At 60.9% G+C, this 19,053-nt stretch carries 17 protein-coding genes; 11 read left to right on the top strand and 6 right to left on the bottom strand.

Annotated features, from left to right (window positions below; genetic code table 11):
- Window positions 1–82: 82 nt before the first annotated feature.
- A complete protein-coding gene (locus tag AC1Q6I_RS05220) occupies window positions 83–1,393 on the bottom strand; it encodes an MFS transporter (protein ID WP_102623391.1) in 1,311 nt (436 codons plus the stop codon).
- Window positions 1,394–1,553: 160 nt separating this feature from the next.
- Here AC1Q6I_RS05220 and AC1Q6I_RS05215 point away from each other — a divergent pair, with 160 nt between their 5' ends.
- The 3 genes from AC1Q6I_RS05215 (at window position 1,554) to AC1Q6I_RS05205 (ending at window position 4,459) form a co-directional block, all read left to right on the top strand.
- The gene (locus tag AC1Q6I_RS05215) at window positions 1,554–2,660 is read left to right on the top strand and encodes a sugar diacid recognition domain-containing protein (protein WP_024075367.1); all 1,107 of its coding nucleotides are present in this window, start codon (window positions 1,554–1,556) and stop codon (window positions 2,658–2,660) included.
- Window positions 2,661–2,751: 91 nt separating this feature from the next.
- Window positions 2,752–3,897 carry a glycerate kinase gene (locus tag AC1Q6I_RS05210; RefSeq protein ID WP_102623390.1) on the top strand — a complete coding sequence of 382 codons (1,146 nt, stop codon included), beginning with the start codon at window positions 2,752–2,754 and terminating at the stop codon, window positions 3,895–3,897.
- Window positions 3,898–3,946: 49 nt separating this feature from the next.
- Window positions 3,947–4,459 (top strand): GNAT family N-acetyltransferase, encoded by a 513-nt coding sequence (locus AC1Q6I_RS05205; RefSeq protein WP_024075369.1) that lies wholly within the window; start codon window positions 3,947–3,949, stop codon window positions 4,457–4,459.
- Here AC1Q6I_RS05205 and AC1Q6I_RS05200 read toward each other — a convergent pair.
- The 3 genes from AC1Q6I_RS05200 to ccoN form a co-directional block, all read right to left on the bottom strand.
- A complete protein-coding gene (locus tag AC1Q6I_RS05200; protein WP_069076026.1) occupies window positions 4,456–5,148 on the bottom strand; it encodes an aspartate/glutamate racemase family protein in 693 nt (230 codons plus the stop codon). The genes AC1Q6I_RS05205 and AC1Q6I_RS05200 overlap by 4 nt on opposite strands.
- A 90-nt stretch (window positions 5,149–5,238) precedes the next feature.
- Window positions 5,239–5,448 carry a hypothetical protein gene (locus AC1Q6I_RS05195; protein WP_024075371.1) on the bottom strand — a complete coding sequence of 70 codons (210 nt, stop codon included), beginning with the start codon at window positions 5,446–5,448 and terminating at the stop codon, window positions 5,239–5,241.
- A 1-nt stretch (window position 5,449) separates the two neighbouring features.
- Window positions 5,450–6,877, bottom strand: a complete 1,428-nt coding sequence (ccoN, locus tag AC1Q6I_RS05190) for a cytochrome-c oxidase, cbb3-type subunit I (protein WP_024075372.1) — start codon at window positions 6,875–6,877, stop codon at window positions 5,450–5,452.
- Window positions 6,878–7,114: 237 nt separating this feature from the next.
- Between ccoN and AC1Q6I_RS05185 the strand changes: the two genes are divergently transcribed.
- From AC1Q6I_RS05185 to AC1Q6I_RS05170, 4 genes are all read left to right on the top strand, one after another.
- On the top strand, window positions 7,115–8,779 hold the full coding sequence (locus AC1Q6I_RS05185; RefSeq protein ID WP_024075373.1) for a nitrite/sulfite reductase: 1,665 nt from the start codon (window positions 7,115–7,117) through the stop codon (window positions 8,777–8,779).
- Window positions 8,776–9,240 (top strand): DUF934 domain-containing protein, encoded by a 465-nt coding sequence (locus AC1Q6I_RS05180; protein WP_102623389.1) that lies wholly within the window; start codon window positions 8,776–8,778, stop codon window positions 9,238–9,240. Before AC1Q6I_RS05185 ends, AC1Q6I_RS05180 begins: the two co-directional genes overlap by 4 nt.
- An 83-nt stretch (window positions 9,241–9,323) precedes the next feature.
- The gene (locus AC1Q6I_RS05175) at window positions 9,324–9,818 is read left to right on the top strand and encodes a hypothetical protein (RefSeq protein WP_024075375.1); all 495 of its coding nucleotides are present in this window, start codon (window positions 9,324–9,326) and stop codon (window positions 9,816–9,818) included.
- A 72-nt stretch (window positions 9,819–9,890) separates the two neighbouring features.
- Window positions 9,891–10,562: a DUF3313 domain-containing protein gene (locus AC1Q6I_RS05170; protein ID WP_102623388.1), complete on the top strand. Its 672-nt coding sequence runs from the start codon at window positions 9,891–9,893 to the stop codon at window positions 10,560–10,562.
- 12 nt (window positions 10,563–10,574) lie between these two features.
- Here AC1Q6I_RS05170 and AC1Q6I_RS05165 read toward each other — a convergent pair whose 3' ends face one another.
- Together AC1Q6I_RS05165 and AC1Q6I_RS05160 are read right to left on the bottom strand one after the other, a co-directional pair.
- Window positions 10,575–11,975: a DUF1254 domain-containing protein gene (locus AC1Q6I_RS05165; protein WP_102623387.1), complete on the bottom strand. Its 1,401-nt coding sequence runs from the start codon at window positions 11,973–11,975 to the stop codon at window positions 10,575–10,577.
- 230 nt (window positions 11,976–12,205) lie between these two features.
- Window positions 12,206–12,571 (bottom strand): response regulator, encoded by a 366-nt coding sequence (locus tag AC1Q6I_RS05160; protein ID WP_024075378.1) that lies wholly within the window; start codon window positions 12,569–12,571, stop codon window positions 12,206–12,208.
- A 297-nt stretch (window positions 12,572–12,868) separates the two neighbouring features.
- Between AC1Q6I_RS05160 and AC1Q6I_RS05155 the strand changes: the two genes are divergently transcribed.
- Genes AC1Q6I_RS05155 through AC1Q6I_RS05140 form a run of 4 tightly spaced genes read left to right on the top strand, consistent with a single transcriptional unit; the run spans window position 12,869 to window position 18,980 of the window.
- The gene (locus AC1Q6I_RS05155) at window positions 12,869–16,366 is read left to right on the top strand and encodes a response regulator (RefSeq protein ID WP_102623386.1); all 3,498 of its coding nucleotides are present in this window, start codon (window positions 12,869–12,871) and stop codon (window positions 16,364–16,366) included.
- Entirely contained in the window at window positions 16,367–17,197 is an 831-nt protein-coding gene (locus tag AC1Q6I_RS05150) for a CheR family methyltransferase (protein ID WP_024075380.1), read from the top strand.
- Complete coding sequence (locus AC1Q6I_RS05145; RefSeq protein WP_102623385.1) at window positions 17,194–17,793, top strand: chemotaxis protein CheB; 600 nt, start codon at window positions 17,194–17,196, stop codon at window positions 17,791–17,793. Before AC1Q6I_RS05150 ends, AC1Q6I_RS05145 begins: the two co-directional genes overlap by 4 nt.
- A complete protein-coding gene (locus tag AC1Q6I_RS05140; protein WP_024075382.1) occupies window positions 17,787–18,980 on the top strand; it encodes a hybrid sensor histidine kinase/response regulator in 1,194 nt (397 codons plus the stop codon). The genes AC1Q6I_RS05145 and AC1Q6I_RS05140 overlap by 7 nt, the downstream gene beginning before the upstream one ends.
- Window positions 18,981–19,053: the final 73 nt, after the last annotated feature.

Here is a 19,053-nt window from a genome sequence, read left to right as displayed (position 1 = left end):
CCTCAACGATAACGCGTGTTTCCTGAATCAACGCGGCGCCTGTGAGTTTTTCGCGAGCAAGCTCGCTCCTACAGAAGCGGCGTCAGGCCTTCAAGGTCCGCGTCATGCGTAACGCCAGCACACTGCCCGCGACAATCACCGCAGCCAGCAAGTACAGCGCCATATCCGTCGACCCGGTGGCATCCTTCACAAAGCCGACGATATACGGGCTGAGGAAGCCGGCCATCTGGCCCATGGAGTTGATCAGCGCCAAGCCACCGGCTGCTGCGCCTGCGCTGAGCATGGCGGTCGGCACCGGCCAGAACATCGGCAGGCCGGTGAGGGCGCCCATGGTCGCGATGGTCAGGCCAAGAATCGCAATGGCCGGCGTGGTGGCGAAATTCACCGCGATGACCAGGCCGATTGCGCCCATCAGCATCGGCACCACCAAGTGCCAGCGCCGCTCCTTGCGCAGGTCGGCGGAGCGGCCCACCAGCAACATGAACACCGCGGCCAGCAGATAGGGAATCGCGCTGAGCCAGCCAATCACCAGGTTATCGCTGAACCCCAGGTTCTTGATGATCGACGGCAGCCAGAAGTTGATCGCGTACACGCCGCTCTGGATGCAGAAGTAGATCAGGCCGAAAGCCCAGATCGCCGGATTCTTGAACACTTCTACCAGGGAGTCCGTGGTGGTTTTCGGCTTGTTCGCCAAATCCGTCGCTTGGTCGGCCTCCAGCACCGCGCGCTCGTGGGGCTTGAGCCACTTGGCGTTGGCGAAGCTGTCACTGAGCAGGAAGTAGGCGAGGGCGCCGAGGATCACGGTCGGGATGCCTTGCAGCAGGAACATCCACTGCCAGCCCGCGAGGCCGCCTTGGCCGGCAGCGAAGTGGTTGAGAATCCAGCCGGAGAACGGGCTGCCGAGCAAGCCGGAGACCGGGATCGCCGACATGAACAAGGCCATGATGCGACCACGGCGGAACGTCGGGAACCACTGCGAGAGGTACAACACCACGCCGGGAAAGAAGCCCGCTTCTGCGGCACCGGTAAACAGGCGCAAGGTATAGAAGTGCGTCGGCGTGGTGACAAACAACAGGCAGGTCGACAGCGTGCCCCAGACGATCATCATCAATGCAATCCAGCGTCGTGGGCCGAACCTGGTCAACGCCAGGTTGCTCGGCACGCCGCACAGCACGTAGCCGATAAAGAAAATCCCGGCGCCAAGGCCGTAGACGGTTTCGCTGAACTTCAAGGCATCGAGCATCTGCAACTTGGCAAAGCCAACGTTTACCCGGTCGAGGTAGTTGAACAGATAGCAGATGAAGATGAAGGGAATCAGGCGCAGGGTGATGCGCTTGTAGATGGCGTTTTTATCGTCATCGGTGGCCAGTGTGGCAGCGGCGCTCTGTGACATGGGGATCTCTCTTTATTATGATTTTTCGCGATGCGCAGGTAACGTTGATCGCCCAACGAGTCTCGGCCACCTGGCGGGGTGCTGTCTTTGTGCTCGCGCACAGTGAAGCATCGTTTGCGCTGTGCCGATGAACAACCACGCTTTTAAGGAATTTAGCCGCATGTTCGAGTTGGATCATGACCTGGCGCAGGATATTGTCGATAGGACCATGGCGATCCTGCCCCACAACGTCAACGTCATGGACAGCCAGGGCCTGATCCTCGGCAGTGGTGAGCCCGAACGCATCAACACCCGCCACGAAGGGGCACAACTGGTATTGGCCAATGGCCGCGTGGTCGAGATCGATGGGCAGACTGCCAAGCACCTCAAAGGCGTACAGCCCGGTATCAACCTGCCGCTGATGCATGACCAGCGCCTGATCGGCGTGCTGGGCATCACCGGCGAACCGGAAGGGCTGCGCACCTATGCCGAGCTGGTGCGCATGACCGCCGAAATGTTGGTCAGCCAGCGTCACCAGCAGGTTGAACAACAATGGCGGCGCCAGCGCTGCGACGATCTGCTCGCCTTGTTGCTGGCTGACAGCGGCGACTCTCCCCGCCTGGTGGACGAAGCCCAACAACTGGGGCTCAAACCGCAGATGGCACGCACGCCTTACCTGTTCGAATTGGGGGTGGGGCAATCGGCGGAGGCCTTGAGTGCCTGGCTGACATCGCGCTACCCGGACAGCTGGTGTGTGAGCTCGGCGCAGTTTTCCCTACTGTGGTGCCGACCCGCAGCCGTGCCGGTGGACAACCTGCGCCTGCTGGAGAAGCTTCAGGGCCTGGGCTGGAACATCCTGCGCGTCGCCGTTGGCGGGCAGGCCGATGGGCTGGCGGGATTGCGTCGATGCTACCGCAGGGTCGGCGATTTGTTGGCCTATGGGCGCGATATCTTGCCCCAGTCGCGCCTGTTGACCCTCAACCGTTACCGTCTGCCGGTGATGCTGTGGCGCCATCGCAACGACGATGCGCTGGATGAGCTGCTCAACCCCTTGCGCAAAGTGCTGGCCAAAGACAGCAACGGCCAACTCCTGGCCACGTTGCGCAGCTGGTGCGATCACGATGGGCAAAGCCAGGCTTGCGCCGATGCCTTGGGTATCCACCGTAACAGCCTGCGCTACCGCATGGAACGCATCGCCGAGCTGAGCGGCGTCGACCCGCTGACCCTCGATGGCATGCTCGCGCTGTACCTTGGCGTGCAGCTATTGCCCCAGCCTTTGTCCGAATGAACAACAAACCCCACCCGCACTTGTGCATCGGACCGGCGTTATTCCCGGAGCCAACTGGCAGCATGGGCGTCATAAAAACCGGAGAAAGCCCATGAAAATCATCATCGCCCCCGACTCGTTCAAGGACAGCCTGAGTGCCGACGGCGTCGCCCAGGCCATTGCCGAAGGCTTGGCCCAGGTCTGGCCGGATGCACAGTTGATCCAGTGCCCGATGGCGGATGGCGGTGAAGGTACGGTGGATTCGGTGCTTGCGGCGTGCAATGGCGAGCTGCGTCACCAGCGCGTACGCGGCCCGCTCGGCGCGACGGTTGACGCGCGTTGGGGCTGGTTGGCCGACAGCCACACCGCCATCATCGAAATGGCCGAGGCCAGTGGCCTGCAACGGGTGCCGCCAGGCCAGCGCGATGCATGCCGGACCACCACCTATGGCACCGGCGAACTGATCCGCGCGGCCCTGGATGCTGGCGCCCAACGCATCATCCTGGCGATTGGTGGCAGCGCGACCAACGACGTCGGCGCGGGGGCCATGCAGGCCCTTGGTGTGCAACTGTTCGACGCCGAAGATCAGGCCCTGGCACCGGGTGGCCTGGCGTTGGGCCAACTGGCACGTATCAGCCTCGAGCAACTGGACCCGCGCCTGGCCCAAGTGCGTTTCGACATCGCCGCCGACGTGAACAATCCGTTATGCGGTCCCCACGGCGCCTCGGCGATTTTCGGCCCGCAGAAAGGCGCCAACCCCGAGCAAGTCCAACAGCTGGACGCCGCCCTTGGCCACTTTGCCGACCATTGCGCCCAGGTCCTGCCCAGGGACGTGCGCGACGAGCCCGGCAGCGGTGCCGCCGGTGGCCTGGGCTTCGCCGCCAAGGCCTTTCTGGGCGCACAGTTCCGCGCCGGTGTGGAGGTGGTGGCCGAACTGGTGGGCCTCGACGAAGCCGTACGCGGCGCCGACCTGGTGATCACCGGCGAAGGCCGCTTCGACGCCCAGACCCTGCGGGGCAAAACCCCGTTTGGTGTGGCGCGTATCGCTCACCGGCACAACGTCCCTGTCATCGTGATCGCCGGCACCCTGGGCGAGGGCTACGAGCAGATGTACGCCCATGGGGTGGCGGCGGCTTTTGCTTTGCCCTCCGGGCCGATGAGCCTGGAGCAGGCGTGCAGTGAGGCACCGCGCTTGTTGCGGGAGCGGTCGGCGGATATTGCGCGGGTGTGGCGGTTGGCGGCGTTGCACCGCCGATAGAGCCACCCCTACACTGGGCGGCCACTTGTTTTTCAAAGGATGAAACACAATGCACCCGCCTGAACCCCATATCGTGATCCAGCGCTTTACCGAAGCCCACCTTGAAGGCGTCGCGACGCTCTACAACGAGCCGGCCGTGTGCCGTCAGGTGCTGCAGATGCCTTTCCAGTCCGCTGAAACCTGGCGCAAACGCCTGGTGATGGACAACGAGCGGCGGCTCCAACTGGTGGCGCTGCATGGGGGGGAAGTGATTGGCCAGCTTGGCCTGGAACAGTACCTGCGCGTACGCCAGGCCCATGTGGGATCGTTCGGCATGGGCGTGGCCACGGCTTGGCAAGGCAAAGGTGTGGGCTCGCGGTTGTTGGCCGCTGCGCTGGATGTAGCCGACAACTGGATGAACCTGCACCGTGTCGAACTCACGGTGTATGCCGACAACGAAGCCGCGCATAACCTGTATCGCAAGTTCGGCTTCGAAGTCGAAGGGCGGCTGCGCGATTACGCCCTGCGTGATGGCGTCTTCGTCGACACCCTGAGCATGGCGCGCCTGCGTCGGTCGGCTTAATCCTGCAAGGCAAACGCCACCGCAGCCTGCGCATGCAGCTCGGTGGTGTCCAGCAGCGGCAGGTCGCTGTGTTCCGGCTTGATCAGCAGGCTGATTTCCGTACACCCGAGGATGATGGCCTGGGCGCCGCGCGCGCCCAGGGACTCGATCACCCGCTGGTATACCTGGCGTGACGCCTCGCTGATCACCCCCACACACAACTCCTCATAGATGATCCGGTGTACCGCCTGGCGTTCATGCGCCTCGGGCACCAGCACGGTCAAGCCCTGGGCGGCCAGGCGTGATTTGAGAAAGTCCTGCTCCATGGTGAACGCCGTGCCGAGCAAGCCGACCGTCAAGGTGCCCGCTTCGACGGCCGCCGCACTGGCGGCATCGGCGATATGCAGGAATGGGATCGACACCGCCGCCTCAATACGCGGCGCCACCAGGTGCATGGTATTGGTACACAGCACTACGCACTCGGCTCCCCCGGCCTGCAAGCGGCGCGCGGCATCTTCCAGGATCAGCGCGGCGTCGTCCCAACGCCCGGCATGCTGGGCCTGTTCCACCGGGCCGAAGTCCACGCTGTACATCAACAATTGCGCCGAGCGCAGCGGGCCGAGCTGGTCGCGCACGTGCTGGTTGATGATGCGGTAGTACTCGGCGCTGGACTCCCAGCTCATGCCGCCGATAAGGCCGATGGTGCGCATGCGATGCTCCTGACAAGGAATGTCGCCCCACCTTACTCATCGGTCGCCGAATAGTCATACGCAGTTGCCGAGCAAATGACCGGAGCAGTTTCACATGTCCAGGTTGATCCAGCCCGGCCGGGCGGTTTCCGGTGCCACCGCGTGGACCGGTTTTCCAGTGGCCAGCTCCACCCGCCGTGCCACTTCCGGGTCGTCGGCAAAGGGAATCAGACTGGCCTCATCCAGGCTCTCGTTGGTCTGCCCGCGCAGGCAGTACTCCACCGCGCCATACAGGCATATCAGTATGAGGAAACTCCACATATCAAGCGATCCGCGCATCGAGCTGGGCCACATGCAAGTCGGCGACCCGCACCGTGCGCCAGGTGTTGTAGGCCATCAGCAGCATGCCGCTGAGAAAGAACAAGCCGCCGGCAAAACGCACCACAAAGCCGGGGTGGCTGGCCTGCAAGGCTTCGACAAACGAATAGGTGAGCGTGCCGTCATCGTTCACCGCCCGCCACATCAAGCCCTGGGTGATACCGTTGACCCACATCGAGGCGATGTACAACACCGTGCCGATGGTCGCCAACCAGAAGTGCAGGTTGATCAGGGGCACGCTGTGCATTTGTTCACGCCCGAATACCTTGGGGATCATGTGGTAGAGCGCGCCAAAGGTAATCATCGCCACCCAGCCCAAGGCTCCGGCGTGGACGTGGCCGATGGTCCAGTCGGTGTAGTGGGAGAGGGCGTTGACCGTCTTGATCGCCATCATCGGGCCCTCGAAGGTCGACATGCCGTAGAACGCAAGCGACAACACCAAAAAGCGCAGGATCGGGTCGGTGCGTAACTTATGCCAGGCGCCGGACAAGGTCATCATGCCGTTGATCATGCCGCCCCAGCTTGGCGCCAGCAGGATCAATGACATCGCCATGCCCAGCGACTGTGCCCAGTCCGGCAGCGCGGTGTAGTGCAGGTGGTGTGGGCCGGCCCAGATATACAGGGTGATCAACGCCCAGAAGTGCACGATGGACAGGCGATAGGAATACACCGGACGCCCGACTTGTTTGGGCACGAAGTAGTACATCATCCCGAGAAAACCGGTAGTCAGGAAAAAGCCTACGGCGTTATGTCCGTACCACCATTGCACCATCGCGTCGGTGGCCCCGGCGTAGACCGGATAGGACTTGAACCAGTCCACCGGGATCGCCAGGTGATTGACCACGTGCAGCATCGCGATCACCAGGATAAACGCGCCGAAGAACCAGTTGCCCACGTAGATATGCGCGGTCTTGCGCCGCACCACGGTGGTGAAAAACACAATGGCATAAGCCACCCACACCACGGTCATCCACACCGCGCCGGAGAACTCGATCTCGGCGTATTCCTTGGTGGTGGTGTAACCCAGTGGCAGGCTGACCAGCATGATCACGATCACTGACTGCCAGCCCCAGAAGGTGAATGCGGCCAGCGTGTCGGAAAACAGCCGAACCTGGCAGGTGCGTTGTACCGCGTAGTAACTGGCGGCAAATTGCGCACTGCCGGCAAAACCGAAGATCACCAGGCTGGTGTGCAGCGGTCGCAGGCGACCAAAGGTGGTCCAGGGCAGGTCAAGGTTCATCTCGGGCCAGACCAGTTGCGAGGCGATCCAGACGCCCATGGCCATGCCCACCACGCCCCAGACGAGGGTGGCGATCACGAATTGGCGGACGACTTTATAGTTATAGGCCTGTCCGGTTGTTGCTGTAGTCATGCTCAGTCCTCCCACGGTTCCAAGTGGCGGCACTGTAGGAAGCGTGGGCAAAACAAAACAGACTCAGAAAAACCTCATTACTGCGGATCAGTTTATCCAGCCTGAAAACGCTGCTCTAAGGCCATCTGATCCGCTTTTTATCGCTGGATGTGAATCTATAACGCGCTGCGCCGCAGGTGCATAGTCGTGCCATAGAAGCCGCACCGTGGATGCGGCCCACCCTGATGAGGCAGTGATATGTACCAATACGACGCATACGACCGGGCGTTGGTGTTCGAGCGCGTGGCGCAATTTCGTGACCAGGTGGAACGCTTTATCGCCGGCGACCTGAGCGAGGAGGAGTTCCTGCCGCTGCGCCTGCAAAACGGCCTGTACCTGCAAAAGCATGCCTACATGCTGCGTGTGGCAATCCCCTACGGCACCTTGAGTGCCGGGCAATTGCGCACGCTGGCTGGCATTGCACGGGATTACGACCGTGGCTACGGCCATTTCACTACGCGGCAGAACCTGCAATTCAACTGGATCGAACTGCACCAGGTGCCCGACATCCTCGAACGCCTGGCCCAGGTCGACATGCATGCGATCCAGACCTCCGGTAACTGCGTGCGCAATATCACCACGGAAGCCTTTGCCGGGGTCGCCGCCGATGAGATTCTGGACCCGCGCCCGCTGGCGGAGATCCTGCGGCAGTGGTCGACCATCAACCCGGAGTTCCTGTTCCTGCCCCGCAAGTTCAAGATCGCCATCTGCTCGGCCGACGAAGACCGCGCCGCGATCATGATGCATGACATCGGCCTGTACCTTTACCGTGACCGCCAGGGCGACATGCTGCTGCGCGTGATGGTGGGCGGTGGGCTGGGGCGCACGCCAATCCTGGGGCTGATGATTCGCGAGGGGTTGCCGTGGCAGCACCTGTTGTCCTATGTCGAGGCGATATTGCGCGTGTACAACCGCCACGGTCGGCGGGATAACAAATACAAGGCGCGCATCAAGATCCTGGTCAAGGCCCTGGGGATCGAAGCGTTTTCCCGCGAGGTGGAAGAAGAGTGGCAGTACTTGCGTGACGGCCCGGCGCAGTTGACCGACGCCGAATATACCCGTGTGGCGTCGGCCTTCGTCCCACCGGCCTATGCGCACCTGGCCGACACCAGCCTGGCTTATGGCACCGCCCTGGCGGACAACCCGCACTTTGCACGCTGGGTCAGCCGTAATGTGATGCCACATAAAGTACCGGGCTACACCAGCGTGGTGCTTTCCACCAAGCCGGGAATCAGCGCGCCGCCGGGCGATGTGACCGCCCGGCAAATGGATGCCGTGGCGCAGTGGTCAGAGCGTTTCGGCTTTGGGGAAATACGCATCGCCCATGAGCAGAACATCGTGCTGCCGGACGTGCCCAAGGAACAGCTGCATGCCCTGTGGACACTGGCCTGCGAACACGACCTGGGTGCGGCCAATATCGGCTTGTTGACCGATATCATTGCCTGCCCGGGCGGCGATTTCTGCGCCTTGGCCAACGCCAAGTCGATCCCCATCACCCAGGCGATCCAGCAGCGTTTCGATAACCTGGACTACCTGCATGACCTGGGTGATATCAGCTTGAATATTTCCGGCTGCATCAATGCCTGCGGCCATCACCACATCGGCAATATCGGCATTCTTGGCGTCGACAAGAATGGCAGCGAGTGGTACCAGATCACCCTCGGTGGCGCCCAGGGCAAGCACAGCGCCTTGGGCAAAGTGATCGGGCCATCGTTCAGCGCCGCGGAAATTCCCGATGTGATCGAGCGAGTCATCAGCACCTTCGTGCGCTACCGCGAAAGCGAGGAGCGTTTTGTCGACACGCTGCAGCGCATTGGCCTGGAGCCGTTCAAGGAGCGGGTCTACGTGGGGCAGCCGGCATGATCAACCTATTGAGGCTGGAACAGGGTGTGGCGCGGATCGTCGAGGATGACCCCTGGGTATTGGTGCGCGACGAGGTGCGAGCGCCTGGCCCGTTGATCCTGCCGCTGGCGGCCTATGAGGCGGGGCAGGGCGTGTGGTTGGGGCCGGATGATGAGGTCGAGCACCTGCAACCCTGGCTCGCCACCTTGCCGCTGATCGCCCTGGACTTCCCCAGCTTTCGCGATGGACGTGCCTACAGCCAGGCCTATCTGTTGCGCACGCGACTGGGCTGGCGAGGTGAGTTGCGCGCAATTGGCGATGTATTGCGCGACCAACTCAGCCATATGCGTCAATGCGGGTTCGATGCGTTTGCGCTGCGCGCCGACAAGTCCGCCGAGGATGCCCTCAAGGGCCTGGCGGGGATGAGCGTGCTGTATGGCCGCAGCGCCATCGAGCCACGGCCGTTGTTTCGCAGGCGATAGCCTGGCGGGCGTTAATCGTACGGCCAGGCGCCGCATCTGCCATGATCGGGTTTCGCAAATGGGCTCACCCAAGGAAATCCGCAATGGACGATGTACAGCAACTGGGCGAGATGCTTCGTCATTACGCCGATAGCGAAGCGCATAAAAAACAGCAGTTCGATGTGCAATCAGCCCGCTGGGCGCAAAAGCTCGGCGAGTTGTTCCAGCAGATCGAGCAGTGGCTGGAACCGGTCAAGACCCATGGCTTGCTGGAGGTTCACCGCGAAGCCTACGTGGCCAGCGGCCCGAGCATGCCGGTGGAGACATCGCCTTTCAACACGGAAAAACTCACGGTGCAGATCACCGGCAAAAACGTCGAGTTCGTGCCCGAGGTCATGGGCGCCGGCGGGTTGATCTGCGTGTCGGTCATGGGCCTTACCGCCGCGCGGCATGGCAGTGTCTCGCTGGTATTGCCCGCGGATAAGAACGACTGGCTCTGGAAGAAGACCAACGGCCTGAAAGACCCGGACACCTTCGGCTTCGACGCCAACTTCCTCGCGGCGCAGTTACAGAGCCTGATTCCCCGCGAACGCGGCTAAGCGCGCGATTTTTCCGTGATTGGCTATACCTACAGCTCAACGTTCTGATGATGGTTGCCAAGGAGTTCAAGCATGAAGCTAAGGCGAATGATCAGCACGCTCTGCATCGCTTCGATCGGGATGGTGGGCTGTGCCAGCAAAGTTACACAACCGGATGAATATTCGGGGTTCCTTTCCGACTACAGTCGCCTTAAGGAGGCCAAGTCGCCCTCGGGGGCCGAAGTGATGCGCTGGGTCGACCCCAAGCTGGACGTGAGTCGCTACAACGCGGTGTATATCGAACCCACCCAGTTCTACCCCAAGCCCCACGCCACGACGAAAATCCCCGAAAGCACGTTGCGCGGCATCAACGACTACTTCAACCAGGCGCTCAAGCGCGAGCTCGGCAAGTCATTGCCCCTGGCGCAAGGGCCAGGCAACGGGGTATTGGTGGTGCGGGCAGCGATCACGGCGGTCAGCACCAAGACCCAGGGGCTCAAGCCCTATGAGTATGTGCCTGTTGCGTTAGTCGCGGCGGCGGTCAGCGCTGGCAGCGGCATTCGCGACCAGGACACGATCCTGGGTACCGAGGCACAGTTTCTCGATGGGGCCAACGGCAACGTCGTCGCCCAGGTCGTGCGCAAAGGCACCGGCAAACCCCTGGAAAACGACGCACAAACGATGACGCCCAATGATGTAAAAGGCGTCATCGATGGCTGGGCGTCGGACCTGCATCAGTCCTCCCTGAAGTTCAGAAAGCCCTAGGCCCGCCAGCGTCTACTTGAGAGGGGTCAGCGGTGGCAGTTTCCATTCACCGTTGCCCACCTCAGGTTTGGGCAGGTAAATCCGCAGTACCGCGTAGAACGGACCAGGAGGGGCAGGTAGCCAATTGCTTTGTTCTTCTTTCGGCGGTTCGTGGTGCTGCAGCGCCAGGGTCAAGCCGCCGTCGGCGTCCAGCTTGAGGTTGGGCAGCATCCGCGAGTTGATCTGGTAACGCTTCTTGTGGTTGGGCACCAGTAGCTTGGTCTTGGCGTCGTACATGGTCAGCGACCAGAATGCATCGGCCGGCGGCAGCTGGCCCTTGGCAAAGTGGACGGTGTAGCTGTGACGAGCGCCGTTGGCGGGTTTACCCTCGCTGTCGATGAGGTAGCTCAGGGAGGCCGCCTCATCGGCCGAGTTGCGGAAAATCCCGATGTTGGCGCCAGCGTAGCGGTACAGGTAGTTGTTCTTCAGGCGGTCACGGCTGCCGAACAGGTCGGCGCTGGCGACCTGATGGGTGTCGAGCTTGTCCTTTTTAAAGGCTGCGAATTCCGCCCTGGCGTCGCTAATGCCGTCTTCCAGGGCCTTGCGCTGTTCAGCCGTCAACTGGTTGACCTTGAACGGCGCGCCAGGGGCAATGCCGATCTTGGCAAAGCGCGCCAGCAGGTCTTTTTCGCTGTCCTGGGGCGCGGCGAAGGCCAGCATGAAGTTCAGGTAGCGAAACAACTGCAGTCCTTCGGTCATGGTCGCCAATGGCTTGGGCCATTGGATCTTGGCTGCCTTGGCCGGGGCGGCTTGCTTCACGTAATTGCTCAGCGACTGCACTTTGTAGCCGTTCTGAATCTGCTTGACCTTGTTCAGGTCCTTTTCATCAAACAACTGAGTGCGGTAGAGGGCGTAGGCAATATTGCTCTCGCTGTACACCACACGGTCCACGTTGACTGGCTGCTGACCTTTCCAGTCCGGGCCGGCGACCATGTAGTGGCCGCCATTGTTGCCGGTGCTGCGGGTGCCCAGGTAAGCGAAATTCTGCGTATAGAGGTCGATCAGTTGCACCGAGTAGTAACGGTCGTCTTCGATCTTGGGCAGGGTGAGCACCAGCGGCTCGCTGCGCAGGTCCATCCACACGAATGAATAGGGTGTGTCGATGTTCGGGGTCGCGAATGCGGTGTCCTTTGGCGTGAGCGCCTGGGCGGTATTGCCGATATGGTTGAACGGTGCCTTGAAGTTGGCCCCGCCTTTATCAACGGCCTGGGTGTAGAGCGTCTTGTACATCTCAACGACTGGATAGCCATACAAGTAGGCTTCCTTGGCAATGGCCCGCGCTTCGCTCGGCGTCGCCGTGAAATCGGCCCAGGCACCGGTACTCATGAGTATCGAGAGGCTCGCCAACAGCAGGCGCGTCGGTTTTCCAATCATGTTGTTGCGTCCTTCCAGGGGGGGCTTGGTGGGGAGAGTTATGGTACATGGCGCGCAAGCGCCATGAGTTTCCATTTTTATTGGCCGGACGTCACGTTAAAAGCATGAAATCAGGCGTGCAGCCGCCGTTGCCTTGGCCGATCGAATCAATAAATGAGAAATTCAACGTCAGAGGCTGCGCAGGCGCTGACAGCCGTCCAGGGTGGGCAGCATGCGCTGACAGTGGGCGGTCATGCGGCAGGCGGCAACATCGCTTTGACCTTGTCGCGCAACTGATCGATCGAGAACGGCTTGGCGATCACCTGCATACCGGTAGACACATCGATATTTTCGGCATAGCCGCTGGCAAACAATATCGGCAAGGTCGGACGCAACTCACGGACCTTGGCCGCCAGTTGCTTGCCGTCCATACCCGGCAGGCCCATGTCGGTCATCATCAGATCAATCGTCTGGTGGATGTCTTCAACCACTTCGAGCGCCTTTTCGGCATCAGCGGCCTCCAGCACTGCGAACTCCAACTCTTCGAGTACATCGACGATCAGCATGCGCACGATGGCGTCATCTTCGACTACAAGGATGGTGGAGGCGGTGGGCATAGTAGACATTCCTGAAAGGTGAAGGGCTGAGCGTGAAAGGCAAAAAGACAACTTAGTAATGAGTGGAAGCAACGCCAGCAAGTTCCAAAGTAATTGCTGGCATTGTGACGTTCGTGGAGCAGAATGTCCCGTCGGGTTGTTCTGTTCCCCTTGCTTCTTGGGCTGAGGAAGAAAGCGCGAGGAGTTCCGGAGCCAAGCAGCCTGATATTTAAGCAGCCGAATCAATACAGAAAAATAGCGTTCGCGCGCAACTTTGGGGCAAACTCCTCGTTTTTCTGAATTGGCCAAGGCATGCCCATGACTCCCGCGTCGACTGTCGATGAAAAGAGCTTTCGTACACTGCTGGGCCGAAACGTCGCGCTGCCCCTGGGCGTGGGCGTGCTCAGCGCGGTATTTTTCGTCTGCCTGATCACTTATTTGCTGTCGGTAATCCAGTGGGTGGAGCACACCGACCGGGTCATCAACAACCTCAATGAGACGTCAAAGCTGACCGTCGACCTGGAAACCGGCATGCGCGGTTTCCTGATCACCGGTGACGAGCATTTCCTCGATCCGTATGAAGTGGCCAAGCCTCGCATCATTGCCGATTTGCGCAATTTGCAGGACCTGGTGGCGGACAACCCCCAGCAGGTGGACCGCCTCAAGCGCTTGGAAGCCTTGCAGATCGAGTGGAACAAGTACGCCCAATCGATGATTGATATGCAGCGGGAGAGCGGTGATTTCCGTAGCGCTGTGAAGGCCGGCCGCGGCAAGCGCCTGACCGATGAAATTCGCAAGGAATACGACGATGCGGTGGCGATGGAGCAGCAGTTCCGTATCGCCCGCAACGAAGACGTCACCCGTACCACGGTCATCAGCGTCAGCTTGTACCTGGCATTTGTACTCGGGTTGAGTGGCTTTCTGGCCTACATCGGTCGTAAGAATTTACTTTCCTTATCCGATAGTTACAGCGCAAACCTCGCGTCACAACAGAAGATCGCGCAGCGCCTCGAGCGGCAAGCCTGGTTGCGTAATGGCCAGACCGAGTTGGCCGAACAGGTCCTCGGCCAACTGACCTTGAACATGCTGGGCCGCAATATCTTGCAGTTCTTCGCCCAGTACATGGGCTCGGCCGTCGCGGCGCTGTATGTGCGCGAAGAACACGGCGGCCTCAAGCGCGTGGCCACGTACGGCTTCTCCCGCGAGCAGGAGCAGCAGGAACAGTCGATCTACAGTGACGAAGGTATCGTCGGGCAGGCTGCCCAACTGGATCGCCTGATTCGCCTCGACGACGTGCCAGTGGACTACTTCAAGGTCAGCTCCGGCCTGGGCGAAGGCGCCACGCGCAGCGTGATGGTGATGCCGACGAGCGACGATGACCGGGTCAACGGCGTGATCGAACTGGGTTTCCTGCGCCCTCTGGAAGAGCGTGACGTTGATTTGCTGGAGCTGATCGCCGGGAATATCGGCACTTCCATCGAAGCCGCGCGTTATCGCCAGCGCCTGCAGGAAGTGCTGGCCGAGACCCAGCAGCTCAACGAAGAGCTGCAAGTGCAACAGGAAGAGCTCAAGACCGCCAACGAAGAACTCGAAGAACAGTCGCGCATCCTCAAGGAGTCCCAGGCCCACCTTGAGACCCAACAGGCGGAACTGGAGCAGACCAACGAGCAGTTGGCCGAGCAGACCCAGACCCTGGCGGAGCAGCGCGACGCCATGGACCGCAAGAACGTCGAACTCAACCAGGCCCAGCTCGAACTCGAGGACCGCGCCGAAGAGTTGCAGCGCTCCAGCAAGTACAAGTCCGAGTTCCTCGCCAACATGTCCCACGAGCTGCGTACGCCGTTGAACAGCTCGTTGATTCTGGCCAAGCTTTTGGCCGAGAACCCCCAGGAAAACCTCAGTGCCGAGCAGGTCAAGTTCGCCGAGTCGATCTATTCGGCGGGTAATGACCTGCTCAATCTGATCAACGACATCCTGGATATTTCCAAGGTGGAAGCCGGCAAACTGGAGGTGCGCCCGGAAAACTCCAGTGTGGCGCGCCTGGTCGACGGCCTGCGCGGGATGTTCGAACCGCTCGCCGCCGATCGCAAGCTGGCGTTCCAGGTCGAAGTGCTGGAAGGCTCGCCGACCATGCTGTTCACCGACCGCCAACGCCTGGAGCAGATCCTCAAGAACCTGCTGTCCAACGCCATCAAGTTCACCGAGCAAGGTGAAGTCAGCCTGTCGGTCTCCCGGGCGCCGGGTGAGGGCATTGCCTTTACCGTGCGTGATTCGGGCATCGGTATTGCCCCGGACCAGCAGGAAAGTATCTTCGAAGCCTTCCGCCAGGCCGACGGCACCACCAACCGCCGTTACGGCGGTACGGGCCTGGGGCTGTCGATTTCCCGCGACCTGGCCACCTTGCTCGGCGGCTATATCAGCGTGACCAGCGAGCCGGGCAAGGGCAGCGTATTTACCCTGGTGTTGCCGGAGCAGTACATCGAGCGTGAGGAAGACGCGGCGCCTATCGAGCCGCCACGCCAGGTGGTTGCGGTCCCGGCACCCAAGCCGATCGCGGTATCACCCTTGCCGATCGCGGACGCCAAACAGATCCCACGGTTTGCCGACGATCGCGAGAAAGCCCCGTTTACCACCCGTTGCATCCTGGTGGTGGAAGACGAGCCGAACTTCGCCCGCATTCTGTTCGACCTGGCCCATGAGTTGGGTTACCACTGCCTGGTGGCCCATGGCGCAGACGAAGGCTACAGCCTGGCCGAGGAATACATCCCCGATGCCATCCTGCTCGACATGCGCCTGCCGGATCATTCGGGCCTGACCGTGTTGCAGCGCCTCAAGGAACATGCCAATACCCGGCATATCCCGGTGCATGTGATTTCCGTGGAAGACCGCGTCGAAGCCGCCATGCATATGGGCGCCATCGGCTATGCGGTCAAGCCCACCACCCGCGAAGAGCTCAAGGACGTGTTTGCACGCCTGGAAGCCAAGCTGACCCAGAAGGTCAAGCGCGTGCTGCTGGTGGAGGACGATGACCTGCAACGCGACAGCATTGCCCGCCTGATCGGCGACGATGACATCGAAATCACCGCCGTCGGCTTTGCCCAGGAGGCCCTCGACCTGCTGCGCGCCAACGTCTATGACTGCATGATCATCGACCTCAAGCTGCCCGACATGCTCGGCAACGAGTTGCTCAAGCGCATGGCCACCGAGGATATCTGCTCGTTCCCGCCGGTGATTGTCTACACCGGGCGCAACCTGACCCGCGATGAAGAGACCGAACTGCGCAAGTATTCGCGCTCGATCATCATCAAGGGCGCCCGTTCCCCGGAGCGCCTGCTGGACGAGGTGACACTCTTTCTGCACAAAGTCGAATCCCAGCTGTCCCATGAACGCCAGACGATGCTCAAGACTGCCCGCAGCCGCGACAAGGTGTTCGAAGGCCGCAAGATTCTGTTGGTGGACGACGATGTGCGCAACATTTTCGCCCTGACCAGTGCCTTGGAGCACAAGGGGGCTGTGGTGGTCATCGGGCGTAACGGTCGTGAAGCCATCGATAGACTCAATGAGATCGACGATATCGACCTGGTGCTGATGGATGTGATGATGCCCGAGATGGACGGTTACGAAGCCACCACCTTGATTCGCCAGGACCCGCGCTGGAAAAAACTGCCGATCATTGCCGTCACCGCCAAGGCCATGAAGGACGATCAGGAGCGCTGTCTTGCGGCGGGTTCCAACGATTACCTGGCCAAGCCGATTGACCTGGATCGCCTGTTCTCGCTGATCCGCGTATGGCTACCGAAGATGGAACGCATTTAAGTGGAGCGAAGTTTTTTGGAAAAAAGCAGCGATATTGAGCTGCGCCTGCTGATCGAGGCGATTTACCTCAAGTACAGCTATGACTTTCGCGACTATTCCGGTGCATCGGTAAAACGCCGCGTGGCTCACGCCCTGCGCCAGTTCGACTGCGCGACCATTTCGGCGCTGCAGGAGCGGGTGCTGCACGACCCGGCGGCGTTCATGCAGTTGCTGCAATTCCTGACGATTCCGGTCAGCGAGATGTTTCGCGACCCGTCGCACTTCCTTGCGATCCGCCAGGAAGTGGTGCCGCTGCTCAAGACCTACCCGTCGATCAAGATCTGGATCGCCGGCTGCAGCACGGGGGAGGAGGTGTACTCCATGGCGATCCTGCTGCGTGAAGAAGGGTTACTGGAGCGCACCATCATCTACGCCACCGATATCAACCCGGCGTCCCTGGACAAAGCCAAGCAGGGGATCTTTTCTCTGGAGAATGTCCGCGCCTACACTGCCAACTACCAGCAGGCTGGCGGGCAGCGTTCATTTGCCGACTACTACACCGCGGCTTACGATTACGCGATCTTCGACAAGACGCTGCGTGAGAATGTGACCTTCGCTGACCATAGCCTGGCGACCGATAGCGTGTTCTCAGAAACTCAATTAATTTCATGCCGTAATGTTCTGATTTATTTCAATAAAAAGTTGCAAGACAGGGCGTTTGGATTGTTTCATGAGTCGCTGTGCCATCGCGGCTTCCTGGTGCTGGGCAGCAAGGAAACCCTGGAATTTTCCGGCTACAGCAAGCAATTCGAACCCCTGGTCAAGCAGGAACGGATCTACCGAAAATCATGAACGACGCCGCCGCCAACCCGATTCGCGGGATTGAAGCCATCGTCGTCGGCGCTTCCGCTGGCGGGGTCGAGGCGTTGCTGAGTATTTTCAGTGACTTGCCCGACACCTTCGGTCTGCCGATCGTCGCCGTGCTGCACCTGCCGGATGAGCGCCGCAGCCAGTTGGCCGAGGTTTTTTCACGGCGCCTGCGCATCCCGGTACGGGAAGGCCAGGACAAAGAAGCGATCAAGCCGGGCACCTTGTATTTCGCCGGCCCTGGCTATCACTTGTCGGTGGAGCATGATCGCAGCCTGTCCCTGAGCCAGGAAGACCGGGTACATCATTCCCGGCCTGCCATCGACTACCTGTTCGCCTCCGCCGCTGATACCTATGGCAAGGGCCTGCTCGCGATTCTGTTGACCGGCGCCAACCATGACGGCGCCCATGGCCTGATGCAGGTCAAGCACAGCGGTGGCACCACGGTTGTACAGGACCCCGACGAAGCACGTATTGCGGTGATGCCACGGGCAGCCCTGGCCCTGCACACACCCGACCATATTCTGACCTTGAGCCGCATTGCCTCCTTGCTGGCTTCCCTGGAATCTTCCCCATGTTAAGTACTGTCCAGGCCAAACTGCTGATCGTCGACGATCTGCCGGAAAACCTGCTGGCCCTCGAGGCGCTGATCAAGCGCGAGGATCGCCAGGTCTTCAAGGCCTTGAGCGCCGACGAGGCCTTGTCGTTGTTGCTGGAGCATGAGTTCGCCATGGCGATCCTCGATGTACAGATGCCCGGCATGAACGGTTTCGAGCTGGCCGAACTGATGCGCGGTACCGAGAAAACCAAGAACATCCCGATTGTGTTCGTCAGCGCCGCGGGCCGCGAACTGAATTACGCCTTCAAGGGCTACGAAAGTGGCGCCGTGGACTTCCTGCACAAACCCCTGGACATCCATGCGGTGAAGAGCAAAGTCAATGTGTTCGTCGACCTCTACCGCCAGAGCAAGGCGATGAAACTGCAGGTCGAAGCCCTTGAGCGCAGTCGCCGCGAACAGGAACTGCTGTTGACGCGCCTGCAGGCCACCCAGGCTGAACTGGAACAGGCCGTGCGCATGCGCGATGACTTTATGTCGATCGTTGCCCATGAGGTTCGTACACCGCTCAACGGGCTGATCCTCGAAACCCAACTGCGCAAGATGCACCTGGCGCGGGATAACGCCGCCGCGTTTACCCTGGACAAGATGCACGCGATGGTCGACCGCGATGAGCGCCAGATCCAGAGCCTGATCCGCTTGATCGAAGACATGCTCGATGTGTCGCGTATCCGCACCGGCAAGCTGTCGATTCGCCCGGCACGCTTTGACTTGACGCAATTGGTACGCAACCTGCTGGAGAACTTTGCCCCCCAGGTGGCGGCCGCCGAGTCGTCGATGCAACTGGACGCCGAAGGGCCGGTGGAGGGCAACTGGGACGAGTTCCGTATCGAGCAGGTGGTCTCCAACCTGCTGACCAATGCGTTGCGCTACGGGGCCAAGAGCCCGGTGGAGGTGCGCGTCTATGCCGTGCACGGCGAGGCGCGGGTGGAAGTGCGTGATCATGGTATCGGGATCAGCGAAGACAACCAGAAGCGGATTTTCCAGCAGTTCGAGCGCGTATCCGCCAGCCATGTAGCCGCGGGCCTGGGCCTGGGGCTGTTTATTTCCGAGCAGATCGTGGCGGCCCACGGCGGCACCATCGAAGTCGAGAGCCAGATAGGCGAGGGCGCGCTGTTCCGGGTGTGCCTGCCCCTGGATGCGCCGGTGTGAAATCAATCGTCACCTCGACGCAACCTCTGCATGACCCTATGGTCGTATTTGCAGCAAATGACCGAACAAAGGC

Source organism: Pseudomonas sp. MPR-R2A5 (assembly GCF_058793055.1).
Note: the sequence above shows the minus strand (reverse complement) of the source record. Positions and strands in the feature narration are given on the sequence as shown.

What these genes read in the sequence shown, in the direction of transcription:
- AC1Q6I_RS05185 (WP_024075373.1), top strand. Translation starts at nt 7,115, where the DNA reads ATGTACCAATACGACGCATACGACCGGGCGTTGGTGTTCGAGCGCGTG.
- AC1Q6I_RS05165 (WP_102623387.1), bottom strand. Translation starts at nt 11,975, where the DNA reads ATGATTGGAAAACCGACGCGCCTGCTGTTGGCGAGCCTCTCGATACTC.
- AC1Q6I_RS05155 (WP_102623386.1), top strand. Translation starts at nt 12,869, where the DNA reads ATGACTCCCGCGTCGACTGTCGATGAAAAGAGCTTTCGTACACTGCTG.
- AC1Q6I_RS05200 (WP_069076026.1), bottom strand. Translation starts at nt 5,148, where the DNA reads ATGCGCACCATCGGCCTTATCGGCGGCATGAGCTGGGAGTCCAGCGCC.
- AC1Q6I_RS05205 (WP_024075369.1), top strand. Translation starts at nt 3,947, where the DNA reads ATGCACCCGCCTGAACCCCATATCGTGATCCAGCGCTTTACCGAAGCC.
- AC1Q6I_RS05215 (WP_024075367.1), top strand. Translation starts at nt 1,554, where the DNA reads ATGTTCGAGTTGGATCATGACCTGGCGCAGGATATTGTCGATAGGACC.
- ccoN (WP_024075372.1), bottom strand. Translation starts at nt 6,877, where the DNA reads ATGACTACAGCAACAACCGGACAGGCCTATAACTATAAAGTCGTCCGC.
- AC1Q6I_RS05195 (WP_024075371.1), bottom strand. Translation starts at nt 5,448, where the DNA reads ATGTGGAGTTTCCTCATACTGATATGCCTGTATGGCGCGGTGGAGTAC.
- AC1Q6I_RS05160 (WP_024075378.1), bottom strand. Translation starts at nt 12,571, where the DNA reads ATGCCCACCGCCTCCACCATCCTTGTAGTCGAAGATGACGCCATCGTG.
- AC1Q6I_RS05180 (WP_102623389.1), top strand. Translation starts at nt 8,776, where the DNA reads ATGATCAACCTATTGAGGCTGGAACAGGGTGTGGCGCGGATCGTCGAG.
- AC1Q6I_RS05175 (WP_024075375.1), top strand. Translation starts at nt 9,324, where the DNA reads ATGGACGATGTACAGCAACTGGGCGAGATGCTTCGTCATTACGCCGAT.
- AC1Q6I_RS05170 (WP_102623388.1), top strand. Translation starts at nt 9,891, where the DNA reads ATGAAGCTAAGGCGAATGATCAGCACGCTCTGCATCGCTTCGATCGGG.
- AC1Q6I_RS05210 (WP_102623390.1), top strand. Translation starts at nt 2,752, where the DNA reads ATGAAAATCATCATCGCCCCCGACTCGTTCAAGGACAGCCTGAGTGCC.
- AC1Q6I_RS05140 (WP_024075382.1), top strand. Translation starts at nt 17,787, where the DNA reads ATGTTAAGTACTGTCCAGGCCAAACTGCTGATCGTCGACGATCTGCCG.
- AC1Q6I_RS05220 (WP_102623391.1), bottom strand. Translation starts at nt 1,393, where the DNA reads ATGTCACAGAGCGCCGCTGCCACACTGGCCACCGATGACGATAAAAAC.
- AC1Q6I_RS05145 (WP_102623385.1), top strand. Translation starts at nt 17,194, where the DNA reads ATGAACGACGCCGCCGCCAACCCGATTCGCGGGATTGAAGCCATCGTC.